The sequence below is a fragment of the Paenibacillus brasilensis genome (genome assembly GCF_009363115.1).
Lineage (GTDB): Bacteria > Bacillota > Bacilli > Paenibacillales > Paenibacillaceae > Paenibacillus > Paenibacillus brasilensis.
The window spans coordinates 1498185-1514482 of the sequence record NZ_CP045298.1 but is presented as its reverse complement, the minus strand read 5'-3'; the positions used below and the strand labels follow the sequence as shown (position 1 = coordinate 1514482).

8 protein-coding genes, 13 tRNA genes and 4 rRNA genes are annotated in these 16298 nt (G+C 47.1%); 24 read left to right on the top strand and 1 reads right to left on the bottom strand.

Annotation, left to right across the window (positions count from 1 at the left end; all coding sequences use genetic code 11):
- Nucleotides 1–72: 72 nt before the first annotated feature.
- Nucleotides 73–852, bottom strand: a complete 780-nt coding sequence (pdaB, locus tag GCU48_RS07185; protein ID WP_025715664.1) for a polysaccharide deacetylase family sporulation protein PdaB — start codon at nucleotides 850–852, stop codon at nucleotides 73–75.
- A 99-nt stretch (nucleotides 853–951) separates the two neighbouring features.
- On the opposite strand from pdaB, the gene GCU48_RS07180 reads away from it, so the two are divergent.
- The 24 genes from GCU48_RS07180 to GCU48_RS07065 all read left to right on the top strand — a co-directional run bounded on the left by GCU48_RS07180 (nucleotide 952) and on the right by GCU48_RS07065 (nucleotide 16278).
- Entirely contained in the window at nucleotides 952–1566 is a 615-nt protein-coding gene (locus GCU48_RS07180) for a stage II sporulation protein M (RefSeq protein WP_152379538.1), read from the top strand.
- A gap of 195 nt (nucleotides 1567–1761) precedes the next feature.
- Nucleotides 1762–1992 carry a hypothetical protein gene (locus GCU48_RS07175; RefSeq protein ID WP_025715662.1) on the top strand — a complete coding sequence of 77 codons (231 nt, stop codon included), beginning with the start codon at nucleotides 1762–1764 and terminating at the stop codon, nucleotides 1990–1992.
- A gap of 350 nt (nucleotides 1993–2342) precedes the next feature.
- A 16S ribosomal RNA gene (locus GCU48_RS07170) occupies nucleotides 2343–3898 on the top strand.
- A 117-nt stretch (nucleotides 3899–4015) separates the two neighbouring features.
- A 5S ribosomal RNA gene (gene rrf, locus GCU48_RS07165) occupies nucleotides 4016–4132 on the top strand.
- Between the two features lie 38 nt (nucleotides 4133–4170).
- A tRNA-Ile gene (locus GCU48_RS07160) sits at nucleotides 4171–4247 on the top strand.
- 20 nt (nucleotides 4248–4267) lie between these two features.
- Nucleotides 4268–4343, top strand: a tRNA-Ala gene (locus GCU48_RS07155).
- Between the two features lie 180 nt (nucleotides 4344–4523).
- A 23S ribosomal RNA gene (locus GCU48_RS07150) occupies nucleotides 4524–7451 on the top strand.
- A 147-nt stretch (nucleotides 7452–7598) separates the two neighbouring features.
- Nucleotides 7599–7715 (top strand): 5S ribosomal RNA (gene rrf, locus GCU48_RS07145).
- Together the 16S, 23S and 5S rRNA genes with 13 tRNA genes alongside form the textbook arrangement of a ribosomal RNA operon.
- 19 nt (nucleotides 7716–7734) lie before the next feature.
- A tRNA-Asn gene (locus GCU48_RS07140) sits at nucleotides 7735–7810 on the top strand.
- 3 nt (nucleotides 7811–7813) lie between these two features.
- Nucleotides 7814–7886 (top strand) — tRNA-Thr (locus GCU48_RS07135).
- A gap of 11 nt (nucleotides 7887–7897) precedes the next feature.
- Nucleotides 7898–7969, top strand: a tRNA-Glu gene (locus GCU48_RS07130).
- Between the two features lie 10 nt (nucleotides 7970–7979).
- Nucleotides 7980–8055: transfer RNA gene (locus GCU48_RS07125), tRNA-Val, on the top strand.
- A 54-nt stretch (nucleotides 8056–8109) separates the two neighbouring features.
- Nucleotides 8110–8184 (top strand) — tRNA-Gln (locus tag GCU48_RS07120).
- A 4-nt stretch (nucleotides 8185–8188) separates the two neighbouring features.
- A tRNA-Lys gene (locus GCU48_RS07115) sits at nucleotides 8189–8264 on the top strand.
- An 11-nt stretch (nucleotides 8265–8275) separates the two neighbouring features.
- Nucleotides 8276–8356: transfer RNA gene (locus GCU48_RS07110), tRNA-Leu, on the top strand.
- A 10-nt stretch (nucleotides 8357–8366) separates the two neighbouring features.
- Nucleotides 8367–8441 (top strand) — tRNA-Gly (locus GCU48_RS07105).
- 5 nt (nucleotides 8442–8446) lie between these two features.
- A tRNA-Arg gene (locus GCU48_RS07100) sits at nucleotides 8447–8523 on the top strand.
- A gap of 20 nt (nucleotides 8524–8543) precedes the next feature.
- Nucleotides 8544–8617 (top strand) — tRNA-Pro (locus GCU48_RS07095).
- A 9-nt stretch (nucleotides 8618–8626) separates the two neighbouring features.
- Nucleotides 8627–8697 (top strand) — tRNA-Gly (locus GCU48_RS07090).
- 735 nt (nucleotides 8698–9432) lie between these two features.
- On the top strand, nucleotides 9433–12225 hold the full coding sequence (ppc, locus tag GCU48_RS07085; RefSeq protein ID WP_152379537.1) for a phosphoenolpyruvate carboxylase: 2793 nt from the start codon (nucleotides 9433–9435) through the stop codon (nucleotides 12223–12225).
- Nucleotides 12226–12417: 192 nt separating this feature from the next.
- The gene (gene sigW, locus GCU48_RS07080; protein WP_025720879.1) at nucleotides 12418–12984 is read left to right on the top strand and encodes an RNA polymerase sigma factor SigW; all 567 of its coding nucleotides are present in this window, start codon (nucleotides 12418–12420) and stop codon (nucleotides 12982–12984) included.
- 149 nt (nucleotides 12985–13133) lie between these two features.
- A complete protein-coding gene (locus tag GCU48_RS07075; RefSeq protein WP_152379536.1) occupies nucleotides 13134–13757 on the top strand; it encodes a zf-HC2 domain-containing protein in 624 nt (207 codons plus the stop codon).
- A 221-nt stretch (nucleotides 13758–13978) separates the two neighbouring features.
- The gene (gene cdaA / locus GCU48_RS07070) at nucleotides 13979–14812 is read left to right on the top strand and encodes a diadenylate cyclase CdaA (protein ID WP_013312127.1); all 834 of its coding nucleotides are present in this window, start codon (nucleotides 13979–13981) and stop codon (nucleotides 14810–14812) included.
- Nucleotides 14809–16278 carry a CdaR family protein gene (locus GCU48_RS07065; RefSeq protein WP_152379535.1) on the top strand — a complete coding sequence of 490 codons (1470 nt, stop codon included), beginning with the start codon at nucleotides 14809–14811 and terminating at the stop codon, nucleotides 16276–16278. Before cdaA ends, GCU48_RS07065 begins: the two co-directional genes overlap by 4 nt.
- Nucleotides 16279–16298: the final 20 nt, after the last annotated feature.

The following is a 16298-nucleotide window of genomic DNA, read 5'->3' as shown; positions in this document are numbered from 1 at the left end:
TATGCGAATGAATGAGGATAAATATGTCGAGGGGCTTTTGGTTTTTTGCTGAGAACGATGTAAAATAACTCCTTAAAGGCCCATAGCCTGATCACGTACCTCTTTGCCTTTTACTGTACCCTGTTGAAGCAGTTCAGATACCGTTACGAATTCATATCCTTGCGCTCGCAACTTGTCAATAATGATCGGTAGCGCTTCATGAGTTTGCTTGCAGGAATCACTTGCGTGGAGAAGAACGATGTCACCAGGATGCGCTTTATTTACAACACGGTCGATAATTACCTGAGTGCCAGGATTTTTCCAATCCAAGGAATCCGTATCCCATTGAATGGTTTTATAACCTAAAGTGTTAGCCACCTGAAGGACTCTTTTGTCAAAGTCTCCATTAGGCATACGAATTAACTTCGGCACTTGCCCGGTTAGCTCGGTAAGTGTGGTGTGAGCAGTTGATATTTGTTTTCGAATGTCCTCGTCGCTTAAGCTGCTGTAATTTTCGTGTTTATGTCCATGACTTCCAATCTCAAATCCGTTGTCTTTAATCTGATTTACAAGCTCTGGATGCGTTTTGCTCCATGGGGAAGAAAGAAAAAAAGTAGCCTTGGTCACTTTTTTATCCTCAAGTACCTTTAAAATAGGAGCAGTGCGCTTATCGCCCCAGCTAATGTCAAAGGTGAGGGCAATCAGCTTTTTATCAGTGGGTACACTATAAACAGCGGCTGGTGCTTCCTCGGAAAAAACGGTAACATTATCAGTTTCCACATAAATGACCCCAATAGCAAAGACGGCCGCGGCTATTACGATAAAGAACCGTTTGATCTTTTTACCGTTCAGAACATAGAAAAAAGAATTCATAGTATAATAATGCCCCTTTCATCCTAGAAGTGCTTGTTTACTTAAAGCTATGCCGGGGGTTGTCAATTATGCCAATGGACTACAGGAGGGAAACATTGAATGGGATTAAAAGCATTCTTGCATGATATATACACGACAAGACGGATAATTTTAGTTTCTACACTTCTTTTTTGTATTAGCATTGTGACGGGCTGGTTAAGTACGGGAGCTATCCAATCCATGCTAGCTCAACAAATAGAAGGCTTAGGAGGAGTAGCTCAACGTTTACAGCAGACTGATCATCCTCAATGGAGCTTTTTTGTTTTTATCTTTTTCAATAATGCCATCAAATGTGTGCTGGTTATATTTTTTGGGGCTTTTTTTGGAATCGTACCGTTTATATTTTTAATTGTGAATGGAATGGTTTTAGGATTTGTAGTGCATTTACAGACAGATATGGGAAGGAGTATGTATGAGGTTGTGGTTAAAGGATTACTTCCTCACGGTGTGATTGAATTGCCTGTCCTGATTCTCGCTTGCGCCTTTGGATTGAAGTTTGGAATTAAAGTAATGTTTACGATAGGCTCAAGCATGGGGCTGAAACGAAAAGGAAAGGGCCAAACGTGGGAGGTCTTTATGAAACAGACGCTGACAGTGTCCATATGGTCCGTCATTTTGCTGTTTATTGCAGCCGCAATAGAGAGTGGCATAACTTATCGCTTATTGTCACATTAAAATATTATGGCTATTTATTTATATATTTACTGAAAATTGAACATAACAAAGGGGAGAGCTTAAAGAGAAAGTATGGGAATGAATCTCATGAAGTTTGAAACCCTGGCAGTTGGGTTTAAAAAAAGGTAAAGATTTGGAACAATAGTTGAGCAAATATAAGAACTATATAATATGCTGATAAGGGAGTATGGTCATATGCTGGGAATGCTGTTTAACGAAAAGGAATGCAAGGAACTGGACTACGTTCTTCGTAAAGAGCTTGATGAAATGCTGCTTGACATGAGTGATACCCGATTGGACCAGGATATTCGTTATGCAATAGCGCTTCGGTATAAAACAGTTTTCCGCATGTATGCCCGTTTTGCACCCGCTAAGGAGCTATCCAAATATGCCCGCAGAGGGCGTGTTCCTCAAATCAAACAATAAAAGATAAAGATTAAGAGCAAAAAAAGTATTGACTCTATTCAATATTCATGGTAAATTAATTTTCGTTCCTTTTTGAAGGATTTGCTCGAAAAAAAGATTTTAAAAAAACTCTTGCAAATTTCAAAAAGAGATGATATATTATAAAAGTCGCCGCTGAGATGCGGTGGTGAAACAAAGTGAATGCAAAAAGCAAGGTATTATGAGAGTAAGGTATTATATGAGTTTGATCTTTGAAAACTGAACAACGAGTGAGTACATGATTTTGTTCGCAAAATCAACAATGAGATATTTTATCTCGTCAGTTTCAAAATGAGCTAATCGCTCTTTCTATAACCAACTTTGGTTGGTCTTTATTGGAGAGTTTGATCCTGGCTCAGGACGAACGCTGGCGGCGTGCCTAATACATGCAAGTCGAGCGGGGTTCATTAGAAGCTTGCTTCTAATGAACCTAGCGGCGGACGGGTGAGTAACACGTAGGCAACCTGCCCACAAGACAGGGATAACTACCGGAAACGGTAGCTAATACCCGATACATCCTTTTCCTGCATGGGAGAAGGAGGAAAGACGGAGCAAACTGTCACTTGTGGATGGGCCTGCGGCGCATTAGCTAGTTGGTGGGGTAAAGGCCTACCAAGGCGACGATGCGTAGCCGACCTGAGAGGGTGATCGGCCACACTGGGACTGAGACACGGCCCAGACTCCTACGGGAGGCAGCAGTAGGGAATCTTCCGCAATGGGCGAAAGCCTGACGGAGCAACGCCGCGTGAGTGATGAAGGTTTTCGGATCGTAAAGCTCTGTTGCCAGGGAAGAACGTCTTGTAGAGTAACTGCTACAAGAGTGACGGTACCTGAGAAGAAAGCCCCGGCTAACTACGTGCCAGCAGCCGCGGTAATACGTAGGGGGCAAGCGTTGTCCGGAATTATTGGGCGTAAAGCGCGCGCAGGCGGCTCTTTAAGTCTGGTGTTTAATCCCGAGGCTCAACTTCGGGTCGCACTGGAAACTGGGGAGCTTGAGTGCAGAAGAGGAGAGTGGAATTCCACGTGTAGCGGTGAAATGCGTAGAGATGTGGAGGAACACCAGTGGCGAAGGCGACTCTCTGGGCTGTAACTGACGCTGAGGCGCGAAAGCGTGGGGAGCAAACAGGATTAGATACCCTGGTAGTCCACGCCGTAAACGATGAATGCTAGGTGTTAGGGGTTTCGATACCCTTGGTGCCGAAGTTAACACATTAAGCATTCCGCCTGGGGAGTACGGTCGCAAGACTGAAACTCAAAGGAATTGACGGGGACCCGCACAAGCAGTGGAGTATGTGGTTTAATTCGAAGCAACGCGAAGAACCTTACCAGGTCTTGACATCCCTCTGACCGGTCTAGAGATAGGCCTTTCCTTCGGGACAGAGGAGACAGGTGGTGCATGGTTGTCGTCAGCTCGTGTCGTGAGATGTTGGGTTAAGTCCCGCAACGAGCGCAACCCTTATGCTTAGTTGCCAGCAGGTCAAGCTGGGCACTCTAAGCAGACTGCCGGTGACAAACCGGAGGAAGGTGGGGATGACGTCAAATCATCATGCCCCTTATGACCTGGGCTACACACGTACTACAATGGCCGGTACAACGGGAAGCGAAGGAGCGATCTGGAGCGAATCCTAGAAAAGCCGGTCTCAGTTCGGATTGCAGGCTGCAACTCGCCTGCATGAAGTCGGAATTGCTAGTAATCGCGGATCAGCATGCCGCGGTGAATACGTTCCCGGGTCTTGTACACACCGCCCGTCACACCACGAGAGTTTACAACACCCGAAGTCGGTGGGGTAACCCGCAAGGGAGCCAGCCGCCGAAGGTGGGGTAGATGATTGGGGTGAAGTCGTAACAAGGTAGCCGTATCGGAAGGTGCGGCTGGATCACCTCCTTTCTATGGAGAATCGTTTCCTGCAATGGAAACATTCAAATATGAAGCGCAAGCTTCAAAATCAGGTCTCGGCCTGTTGCTCACTCGTTGCTCAGTTTTGAGAGTTCAAACTCTCAAGCGTTTGGTGGCGATAGCGGAGGGGTTCCACACGTACCCATCCCGAACACGACCGTTAAGCCCTCCAGCGCCGATGGTACTTGGACCGCAGGGTCCTGGGAGAGTAGGACGTTGCCAAGCGCAACCACTAAAGAAGAATTTTTTTGGTGGTTTATTATGGGCCCTTAGCTCAGCTGGTTAGAGCGCACCCCTGATAAGGGTGAGGTCGGTGGTTCGAGTCCACTAGGGCCCACCATATAACTTTATATTTCCTTTGGGGCCATAGCTCAGCTGGGAGAGCGCCTGCCTTGCAAGCAGGAGGTCAGCGGTTCGATCCCGCTTGGCTCCACCAAAAAGTTTTATTAATATTGCACCTTGAAAACTGGATACCGAAACGAAATTGCGTTTTAGAATATTCCTTTAAGCTGATCTTGTGTAAACAAGTGAAATAAAGGTAGCAGCCTTGAATTTCATTCACACATTCATGTCGAACCGAAATTCAAAGCAAATCGTATTTACGATGTAAATACTAGGTTAAGCTACAAAGAGCACACGGAGGATGCCTAGGCGCCAGGAGCCGACGAAGGACGTGGCGAACAACGATAAAGCCTCGGGGAGCTGTAAGCAAGCTTTGATCCGGGGATGTCCGAATGGGGAAACCCGGCTGTCTTCATCGACAGTCACTACTCACTGAATTCATAGGTGAGTGAGAGGCAGACCAGGGGAACTGAAACATCTAAGTACCCTGAGGAAGAGAAAACAATAGTGATTCCGTCAGTAGCGGCGAGCGAACGCGGATTAGCCCAAACCAGGGAGCTTGCTCCCTGGGGTTGTGGGACGTCTCACATGGAGTTACAAAGGAACCGGTTAGATGAAGAGGTCTGGAAAGGCCCGCCAGAGAAGGTAAAAGCCCTGTAGTTCAAAACTGGTTCCCTCCGAGACGGATCCCGAGTAGTGCGGGGCACGTGAAACCTCGTATGAATCCGGCAGGACCATCTGCCAAGGCTAAATACTCCCTGGCGACCGATAGTGAAGCAGTACCGTGAGGGAAAGGTGAAAAGCACCCCGGAAGGGGAGTGAAATAGATCCTGAAACCGTGTGCTTACAAGAAGTCAGAGCCCAATTTAGGGGTGATGGCGTGCCTTTTGTAGAATGAACCGGCGAGTTACGTTCCCGTGCAAGGTTAAGGTGAAGAGCTGAAGCCGCAGCGAAAGCGAGTCTGAATAGGGCGAATGAGTACGTGGACGTAGACCCGAAACCGGGTGATCTACCCCAGTCCAGGGTGAAGGTGCGGTAACACGCACTGGAGGCCCGAACCCACGCATGTTGAAAAATGCGGGGATGAGGTGGGGGTAGCGGAGAAATTCCAATCGAACCCGGAGATAGCTGGTTCTCCCCGAAATAGCTTTAGGGCTAGCCTCGGAAAGAAGAATCGTGGAGGTAGAGCACTGATTGGGTGCGGGGCCCGCAAGGGTTACCAAGCTCAGTCAAACTCCGAATGCCATGGATTTAGTTCCGGGAGTCAGACAGTGAGTGCTAAGATCCATTGTCGAAAGGGAAACAGCCCAGACCATCAGCTAAGGTCCCCAAGTGTGTGTTAAGTGGGAAAGGATGTGGAGTTGCACAGACAACCAGGATGTTGGCTTAGAAGCAGCCACCATTGAAAGAGTGCGTAATAGCTCACTGGTCGAGTGACTCTGCGCCGAAAATGTAACGGGGCTAAACACACCACCGAAGCTATGGCTTGATGCTTTGCATCAGGGGTAGGGGAGCGTTGAATGCGGGTTGAAGGTGTACCGGAAGGAGCGCTGGACTGCATTCAAGTGAGAATGCCGGTATGAGTAACGAAAAGATCTGTGAGAATCAGATCCGCCGAAAGCCTAAGGGTTCCTGAGGAAGGTTCGTCCGCTCAGGGTAAGTCGGGACCTAAGGCGAGGCCGATAGGCGTAGTCGAAGGACAACAGGTCGAAATTCCTGTACCACCGTAATCCGTTATGAGCGATGGGGTGACGCAGTAGGGTAGTGACGCGGACTGATGGATGTCCGTCTAAGCAGTGAGGCTGGTGTGTAGGCAAATCCGCACATCGTAAGGCTGGGCTGTGATGGGGAGCGAAAATTGTAGTAGCGAAGGTCATGATCTCAGACTGCCAAGAAAAGCCTCTAGCCAGGAGAAGGTGCCCGTACCGCAAACCGACACAGGTAGGCGAGAAGAGAATTCTAAGGCGCGCGGAAGAACTCTCGTTAAGGAACTCGGCAAAATGACCCCGTAACTTCGGGAGAAGGGGTGCCTCGGTAGGGTGAATAGCCCGAGGGGGCCGCAGTGAAAAGGCCCAAGCGACTGTTTAGCAAAAACACAGGTCTGTGCGAAGCCGCAAGGCGAAGTATACGGGCTGACGCCTGCCCGGTGCTGGAAGGTTAAGGGGAGTGGTAAGCCCTTCGGGGCGAAGCTATGAACCGAAGCCCCAGTAAACGGCGGCCGTAACTATAACGGTCCTAAGGTAGCGAAATTCCTTGTCAGGTAAATTCTGACCCGCACGAATGGCGTAACGACTTGGGCGCTGTCTCAACGAGAGATCCGGTGAAATTTTAATACCTGTGAAGATGCAGGTTACCCGCGACAAGACGGAAAGACCCCATGGAGCTTTACTGCAGCTTGATATTGAATTTGGGTACGATCTGTACAGGATAGGTGGGAGCCGTAGAACTTTGAGCGCCAGCTTGAAGGGAGGCATCCTTGGGATACCACCCTGATCGTATCTAGGTTCTAACTTGGTACCGTGATCCGGTACGAGGACAGTGTCAGGTGGGCAGTTTGACTGGGGCGGTCGCCTCCTAAAGAGTAACGGAGGCGCCCCAAGGTTCCCTCAGAATGGTTGGAAATCATTCGAAGAGTGCAAAGGCAGAAGGGAGCTTGACTGCGAGACCTACAAGTCGAGCAGGGACGAAAGTCGGGCTTAGTGATCCGGTGGTACCGCATGGAAGGGCCATCGCTCAACGGATAAAAGCTACCCTGGGGATAACAGGCTTATCTCCCCCAAGAGTCCACATCGACGGGGAGGTTTGGCACCTCGATGTCGGCTCATCGCATCCTGGGGCTGAAGTAGGTCCCAAGGGTTGGGCTGTTCGCCCATTAAAGCGGTACGCGAGCTGGGTTCAGAACGTCGTGAGACAGTTCGGTCCCTATCTGTCGTGGGCGTAGGAAATTTGAGAGGAGCTGTCCTTAGTACGAGAGGACCGGGATGGACGTACCGCTGGTGTACCAGTTGTTCCGCCAGGAGCACCGCTGGGTAGCTATGTACGGAAGGGATAAGCGCTGAAAGCATCTAAGCGTGAAGCCCCCCTCAAGATGAGATTTCCCAGTATGTAAGACCCCTTGAAGACGACGAGGTAGATAGGTTGGGGGTGGAAGTGCAGTAATGCATGGAGCTGACCAATACTAATCGGTCGAGGGCTTATCCTAAAGAATAAGGCGCAATGGAGTTTCGGATCCAGTTTTCAGGGTGTAAGTTTGATGTAGCGTAAGCTCAAGTAGCTTAGGCTGGACAAGCGAACACACAGCATTTGGCGATGCTGATTCCTGAAAAAGAATTTGCCTCGCAAATTCATGTTTGGTGGCGATAGCGGAGGGGTTCCACACGTACCCATCCCGAACACGACCGTTAAGCCCTCCAGCGCCGATGGTACTTGGACCGCAGGGTCCTGGGAGAGTAGGACGCCGCCAAGCGAATCTTAATGATTATTATTCCCTGATAGCTCAGTTGGTAGAGCACTCGACTGTTAATCGAGTTGTCACAGGTTCGAGTCCTGTTCGGGGAGCCATTTGCTCTCATAGCTCAGTAGGTAGAGTGCATCCATGGTAAGGATGAGGTCACCGGTTCGATCCCGGTTGAGAGCTTGTTGTAGGATGGCCCGTTGGTCAAGGGGTTAAGACACCTCCCTTTCACGGAGGTAACAGGGGTTCGAATCCCCTACGGGTCATAAGTAATATGGAGGCTTAGCTCAGCTGGGAGAGCATCTGCCTTACAAGCAGAGGGTCGGGGGTTCGATCCCCTCAGCCTCCACCATTTTTATCCGAACAAAAGGATGAAAAGTTGGGGAATTGTGAATCATATGCATATTGGGGATTAGCCAAGCGGTAAGGCAACGGACTTTGACTCCGTCATGCATAGGTTCAAATCCTATATCCCCAGCCATTGAGAGCCATTAGCTCAGTTGGTAGAGCACCTGACTTTTAATCAGGGTGTCGAAGGTTCGAGTCCTTCATGGCTCACCATTATATTACATGCGCGTGTGGCGGAATTGGCAGACGCACTAGACTTAGGATCTAGCGTCTTTGACGTGGGGGTTCAAGTCCCTCCACGCGCATATTTTTTTCGCGGACGTGGCTCAGCGGTAGAGCATCGCCTTGCCAAGGCGAGGGTCGCGGGTTCGATTCCCGTCGTCCGCTCCATATTTGCGCCCTTAGCTCAGCTGGATAGAGCGTTTGACTACGAATCAAAAGGCCGGGAGTTCGAATCTCTCAGGGCGCGCCATATTTACAAAAAGCATATATCGGGATGTAGCTCAGCTTGGTAGAGCACCTGGTTTGGGACCAGGGGGTCGCATGTTCAAATCGTGTCATCCCGATACTAATTTGCGGGTGTAGTTCAATGGTAGAACTTCAGCCTTCCAAGCTGATAGCGTGGGTTCGATTCCCATCACCCGCTTAATGATTACTTAGAAGCCGAAAGGCTTCTTTTTATTTTGTCCACATTATATCCACTTCGGTATGTAGAGGCCGTTGCCAATGTATCTCTCTCATGCACAGTTGGGGATGACTTGTGCATATTGTACATAGGCTCTGTTACTATGATTGCCTAGATCCTGAATTTCTCCTCCAATATATATCTTTCTTCTGTAGTAAGGCTAATTTCGTGATCAAGTCCCTTTAAAATAGGAATCCTATGATTGCTAACGATATGCATTCATGTTGATAACTCTAAAATTGCTGGTTGGTTGTACACATTCTCTTCTTTTTATGTGAGTAATTGCGGATGATTGGATGAAGAAACACATCTGTTGTATTGATTAGTAACTAATTTGTGTATATCTTTGTGGATAGAAGCTTAAATATCCTCATATTGTCAACAAATCATAAACATGTACACATAATGATGCATGATTTTTGCACTAGAAATCATACTTTTTATAATAATTGTGTATAAAATTTCATGAAACTCTTGGGATTTAGCGAATCAAGTTATTTAATTTCATTTTTGTGCATAAAAAACCAATATATTCTCAAAAAAAGTATTTAAAATGAATGATTTTTTACTGTAAAATTTGCAGCTTTTCATACGTTTTTATTGTATGATGTTAAGAAAGTGTCAAATTTCGTGTTTATACGTACCTTTGCAACAAAGCTGTATATGGTGTGGAACAGAACAGATGGGGGGAAAAGCATGACCGAGCTTACGTTAACCGCAAACAAAAACCAATCCAACAATCTGCTGCGGCGGGACGTTCGTTTTCTAGGTAATATTCTTGGTGAGGTTTTGGTTCATCAGGGTGGCAACGAACTTTTGGATATCGTGGAAAAAATACGTGAGACAAGTAAATCGTTACGTGCCGGGTATCAGCCGGAGTTGTATGAGAATTTCAAACAAATGGTCAGCGGACTGGATACGGATATTCGTCACCAGGTTATTCGCGCGTTTGCGATTTATTTTCAGTTGGTGAATATCGCTGAGCAAAACCATCGTATTCGTCGTAAGCGGGATTATGAGCATTACGCTGGTGAAGATGTTCAACCCGGCTCCATTGAAAGTTCCGTTCAGGAGCTTAAGCAAGGGGGATTCTCTGCCGAGGACGTTACCAACATGCTAGAGGAGCTCTCTCTGGAACTGGTTATGACCGCACATCCTACAGAAGCAACACGACGGGTAATCCTGGATATCCACAAGCGGATTTCTGAGGATGTCATGCTGCTGGATAATCCGATGCTTACCTTGCGTGAGCGGGAACAGGTACGGGAGAATCTGCTGAATGAAGTCATTACACTGTGGCAGACAGATGAGCTGCGTGACCGCAAGCCAACCGTATTAGATGAAGTAAGAAATGGAATGTATTATTTTCATGAGACATTGTTTCATGTATTGCCGGATGTATACCAGGAATTGGAGCGATGTTTAAGCAAATACTATCCCGAACAAAAGTGGCACATTCCAACTTATCTGAGATTTGGCTCCTGGATTGGTGGAGACCGGGATGGCAATCCGTCTGTGACAGCTCATGTAACTTGGGAAACATTACGTATGCAACGCAAGCTGGCTTTGAGAGAATATCAGCACACACTGAAAGAACTTATGGGATACTTGAGCTTCAGCACTAGCATTGTGCGCGTTTCAGATGATCTGCTGGCTTCAATTGAAAAAGATCGTACGCATATTACGCTCAAAAAGATGGAAGTATGGCATAACGAAAAAGAGCCTTATCGGATTAAACTTGCATACATGATTGCCAAGGTGAATAACATTTTGGATGAAAGTAAACAGGGCACCAAGGAACGTTATAGCTCTGCTGAAGAGCTAATTGCAGACTTGAATGTTATTGATAACAGCTTACGTCATCATTTTGCGGATTATGTTGCGGACACGTATATTCAAAAGATGATCCGCCAGGTAGAGCTATTCGGATTCCATACAGCTACACTGGATGTACGACAGCATAGTCAGGAGCATGAAAATGCGATGACTGAAATTCTTTCTAAAATGAATATCGTATCAGATTACGGTAAATTGCCAGAAGAAGAAAAGATAGATCTGCTGGAAAAGCTGCTGAACGAACCTCGTCCGATTACTTCGCCGTATTTAAAATATAGCGACAGTACGCAGGAATGTCTTGACGTATATCGTACGATTTATATGGCTCAGAAGGAATTCGGCAAGCAGTCCATTACAAGCTACCTCATCAGTATGACCCAGGGAGCCAGTGACTTGCTGGAGGTTATGGTGCTAGCCAAAGAAGCAGGGCTGTTCCGCATTGAAAAAGGTGGCACTGTCGTATGTACACTGCAATCCGTTCCTTTGTTTGAAACGATAGACGATCTGCATGCTGCACCAAGTATTATGAGAAGATTGTTGAACTTGCCTGTATATCGACAATCTGTAGCCGCAATGGATCAGCTTCAGGAGATCATGCTGGGCTACTCGGACAGTAACAAGGATGGCGGCGTGGTTACGGCCAACTGGGAGCTTCGGGTCGCTATGAACAGCATTACAGAAGTGGTTAATGAGTTTGGCGTAAAAGTGAAGTTCTTCCACGGTCGTGGTGGGGCACTGGGCCGCGGAGGAATGCCGCTTAACCGCAGTATCCTGGCTCAACCTCCTCATACCATTGGTGGTGGAATTAAGATTACGGAGCAGGGCGAAGTGCTATCATCCCGCTACTCGCTCAAAGGCATTGCTTATCGGAGTCTGGAGCAGGCGACTTCAGCCTTGATTACGGCTGCTGCATATCATCGTTCCGGGAAGAAGGAAGTGTTCGAGGAAAGCTGGGAAGAGATCATTGCCCGTATTTCCGAGGTATCATTGAACAAGTATCAGGATTTGATTTTCCGAGATTCGGACTTCTTCGCTTTCTTCAAAGAATCGACACCGCTGCCTGAGTTGGGCGAACTGAATATTGGATCTCGTCCGTCCAAGCGTAAGAATAGCGAGCGTTTTGAGGACTTGCGTGCCATTCCATGGGTTTTTGCATGGACACAAAGTCGCTACTTGTTACCTGCATGGTATGCGGCTGGAACAGGCCTGCAAAGCTTTTATCAGAACAATGAGGATAACCTCAAGGTGCTGCAAACGATGTTTAAGGACTCGGCATTCTTCAGATCCCTTATTGATACGCTGCAAATGGCGATTGCTAAAGCGGATTTGCTAATAGCTGAGGAATATGCGGGAATGTCCGATAATGAAGAGGCAAGACAGCGTATTTTCGGACAGATTTCAGCGGAGTTCAAGCTGACATCTGAACTGATTTTGAAAATAACCGGACAATCCGAGATTTTGGACGACGTGCCGGTTATTCAGGAATCTATCCGGTTACGTAATCCCTATGTCGATCCGTTAAGCTATCTGCAGGTTCAGTTGCTTAGTGAGCTACGCGAGCTGCGTGATCAAAATGGAGACGATGCTGAGTTGCTGCGTGAGGTATTGTTGACCATTAACGGAATTGCCGCAGGATTAAGGAACACAGGCTGATATAGCCTGGCTGTACGAATACAGGTAATCGGGCGCTCATGGAGTGCCCGATTATGCTGTGTGAATAAAATATGACAGAAGACCGTTCAGAGGGTGTCAATACCATAGTTGATTTTCGGATAAAATTAAACTACGATGAATAATCATAAATATGCAATAGGTAACCCATCAGCAAGTCTGGGGGAGTATAGAGTGGATAATATGGAAAGCCGCTTGGTTAGGCTGGTACAGAAAGGTGATCAGCGGGCTTTTGCGGAGCTAGTCGAGTTATATAAAGATCGGATTTTTCATCTTTCCTACCGGATGCTGGGTAATCGCCATGAGGCAGAGGATCTGGTGCAGGAAACTTTTTTGCGTGTGTATCGCAATTTGGAGAAGTATGACCATGGACAGAAGTTCTCGACCTGGATTTACCGGATTGCTACAAATCTATGCATTGATCGTCTGCGAAGGAGAAAACCTACATACTCACTTGATGCTGAAATGAATGATCAGGAAGGTGTCGATGGGTACGCCATGCTCGCTAGTGAAGAGCTTACCCCTGAGGGGCGTACATTGTTGTCCGAGACACAGGCATTAATTCATGATGCCATTGATAGTCTTCCAGACAAATACAGGACGATTATGGTGTTGCGGTACTTGCAGGAGCTTTCCTTGCAGGAAATTAGCGATGTGCTTAATATTCCCGTGACTACGATTAAAACGAGAGTCCATAGAGGCCGGGATTTTCTACGTAAAAAATTGGAGCACAAGCTGTAAAATCATGTGCTTAGGTACTTGGGAAGTACCTGCATAGATGTTTTTATGAAACATAATGCTCGCTATAACGTATGTAAGAAGAGCAAAGCTCTAAGACGGGGCATGTTATGTTGAGAAACACGGAAGAATACTAGAAAGGATTGGCTCATATGGATTGCAAACAAGCCGTCTCTTTTATGCATGACTATCTAGATGGCGACCTGTCTGAGCGGGACAAACATGAGTTGGAACAACACTTGTTAGACTGCCCGGAATGTCGCATGCGTTTTAAAGAGCTGGAACAGACGGATGCGATGCTTTATGGTACACGCCATTATCAAGTGCCGTGTGTATCGGATGAGCTGACATTTCGCATTATGAATGCTTTGCCGCCGCATAAAAGACAGACCGTGGCACCTATGCTGTCTTGGGTGAAAAGGCATCCCGCTGTAACAGCTGCCGCCTTTTTTCTTATTGTTGTGTGCTCAAGTATGGCCAGCTTTTCAGGCACGGATCATCAATTGGTAGTCAAAGGCAGCAACCTGGATCAAGTCGTTATTCAAGGCGATACAGTGATTGTGCCTGAAGGGAAATCCATTGCCGGAGATTTGACAGTGCAAAATGGCAAGGCTCGGGTATACGGCGATGTGGAAGGAAATGTAACTGTGATTGACGGTTCCTATTATCAAGCGTCAACAGCTCATATTGCAGGACAGGTCAAAAGCATTGATCAAACCTTGGATTGGATTTGGTATAAAGTTTCCGATTTGTTCGGGGACCCGTCTTCTCCGTAAAAGAAGCTTGACATGGCAAGAACGATATCGAGCGCCTCTTTCCGCTGGAAAAGGCGTTTTTTTGTACATAAAACTGGCGAATTGTACTGTTTTTTACTGATTTTAGCGGTTCTTTTGTCGCACAGCTTGCAACGCGAGCCTTATCGTTATAACCTAGATAGAGAGAGCATATTGTGTACATACTACACCCACTCACTACAGAAAGTTGCGGGGGCATGCGCATGTTGGATTATTTTGCGGACCTGACTTGGAAAGAGTCCATTAAAGATATTATCGACATTTTGATCGTTACCTATATTATGTATCAGCTTATTTTACTTGTTCGCGGAACGCGTGCGGTTCAATTGTTGAAAGGCATACTGTTTCTGGTCGTCATTTGGGCAGTTAGCACCTGGTTTGATTTGTACACGCTCAAATGGTTGATGAACCAGATGTTCACTTTTGGTGTGGTAGCTATTTTTATTATTTTTCAGCCTGAGTTGCGTCGTGCTCTGGAACAATTGGGGCGAGGCAAACTATTTGGGCGTTCGTCTGCGGATGATGAAGAGATCAACAAGTTAATTGGGGAAATGATTAAGGCGCTGAATTATTTATCACGTAGAAAAATAGGAGCTTTGGTTGTATTTGAGCGCGAGACAGGGCTAAATGAATACACGGAGTCTGGTATCAAGACACAGGCAGTGGTCAGTTCTGAGCTGCTAATCAATATCTTTATCCCGAATACGCCTCTGCATGATGGTGCGGTAATCATTCAAAATAAGCAGATTGCTTCTGCAGCCTGCTATTTACCGTTGTCGGAAAATCCATTCATCAGCAAGGAGCTGGGAACCCGTCACCGGGCTGCTATTGGGGTGAGCGAGGTGACGGATGCCGTAACTGTCGTAGTATCGGAGGAAACAGGGCAAATTTCTTTGGCAATTAATGGACAGGTCGTGCGCGACATTAAGGAAGAATCCTTAATTTCCAAGCTGTATGAGGAACTGCGGCCAACACCGTCTCTGAAAGAAAAACGCGGCTCATTCTGGAATCGGAGGGGAGGCCGTGGAAATTCATGATGGACAAATGGATTAACAATAATACGATTTCCAAGATATTGGCGCTTGCCGTTGCCGTGATGCTGTGGGGAATGGTTCATCTGGATACAGGTACACCTTCATCGACATTAACTGTTTCCTATGATAATAAGGTGATTGATAATGTGGGCATTCAGGCTAGTGGTCTGGATGAGTCCAAATATGTGTTGGCTACTATGGATACTGACCATGTAAGAATGGAGGTCAGAGGACAGCGTTCTGTACTGACTTCTTTTTTTGCAGATAGTTATCAGGCAAAATTAAATCTAAGCGGTTTAGGAGCAGGCACCAGAACATTGGCACTAGAACCAGATTTACCGGATGGGGTGGAGCTGGTATCTATGACTCCAAATCGAGTTACGGTAACAATTGAGGAAAAGCAAACGAAAACATTTAATGTTTCTATTGTGCCCAAAGGCAACCCGGATGCTGGCTTGCAGCTTGGCAAGCCTGTAGTTACTCCTCAAACCGTGAAGGTGACCCTACCCAAAAGTCAGTTAAGTACCGTGACTGCTGTGCAGGGGGCCGTCGATACGGATGGCATCACGGAAAAATTCGAGCAGAAGCGCGTGAAATTGAGGGCATATAACAAAAAGGGGCAAGAACTTACAGGAGCCGTTATCGAGCCGTCTACAGTGTCCGTCGAGATTCCGGTATCTCAGCAGGCAAAGTCTGTGCCTGTTAAGATCGTCTATACGGGAGATTTGCCAGACGGGCTGGCACTTTCCAAGGTAAGTACAAACGTGAAGGAAGCCGCCGTATATGCATCACAGGATGTATTGAGCAGCCTCAGTTCCTACGTCACAGCCACATTGGATCTTAGTCAATTTACGGAAGCGGGGACGCGTACAGTCCAAGCTAATTTGGCAGCGCCCGCCGGTTCTGATAAAATCGAGCCAGGCTCGATACAAATTGAAGTGACGGTCGTTCCTTCCAATCAGGTCACAGATACGGAACGGACGCTCTCTGGCATTCCAATCGCTTTACAAGGTGCAGGGGATGGAACTACTGCGACCATTACAGCGCCTGCTAGCAAGATGATGGATGTTACTGTGAAAGGACCGCAGGATATGGTAAGCAATCTAACCAATGATGATATTAGCCTGGTAGCAGACGTAAGTGGCCTTGCGCCTGGTCAGCATGAGGTTACGTTGCAGGTAGGCTTGCCTAAATATATTGCGCAAGCCGGGAATGCCGATCAGCTAAAGGCAACAGTAAACATTGTAGGCCCTTCAACGCCTACTGTAACGAGTCCAAGTAATGAGAATGAATCAAATCCTTCCGGTAGTGGCGACAAGGGTCAGGAGAGGCATGAGGAGGGGCAAAATGGCCAGGGTGGATACTCAGATGCTAATTCCGGGGGAAATGCAGCTGCGGAGGATAAGACAAGTCCTCATAACGGCGCAGCTTCTTCTGCAAATGGAACCCCGGAGAACAGTCAGCCATAACATGTTTTATCTGTAGTAAA

Bases quoted from the DNA above. Each gene is read 5' to 3' on its own strand.
- ppc (WP_152379537.1), top strand. From the start codon at position 9,433: ATGACCGAGCTTACGTTAACCGCAAACAAAAACCAATCCAACAATCTG.
- cdaA (WP_013312127.1), top strand. From the start codon at position 13,979: ATGTTGGATTATTTTGCGGACCTGACTTGGAAAGAGTCCATTAAAGAT.
- GCU48_RS07180 (WP_152379538.1), top strand. From the start codon at position 952: ATGGGATTAAAAGCATTCTTGCATGATATATACACGACAAGACGGATA.
- GCU48_RS07065 (WP_152379535.1), top strand. From the start codon at position 14,809: ATGATGGACAAATGGATTAACAATAATACGATTTCCAAGATATTGGCG.
- pdaB (WP_025715664.1), bottom strand. From the start codon at position 852: ATGAATTCTTTTTTCTATGTTCTGAACGGTAAAAAGATCAAACGGTTC.
- GCU48_RS07075 (WP_152379536.1), top strand. From the start codon at position 13,134: ATGGATTGCAAACAAGCCGTCTCTTTTATGCATGACTATCTAGATGGC.
- GCU48_RS07175 (WP_025715662.1), top strand. From the start codon at position 1,762: ATGCTGGGAATGCTGTTTAACGAAAAGGAATGCAAGGAACTGGACTAC.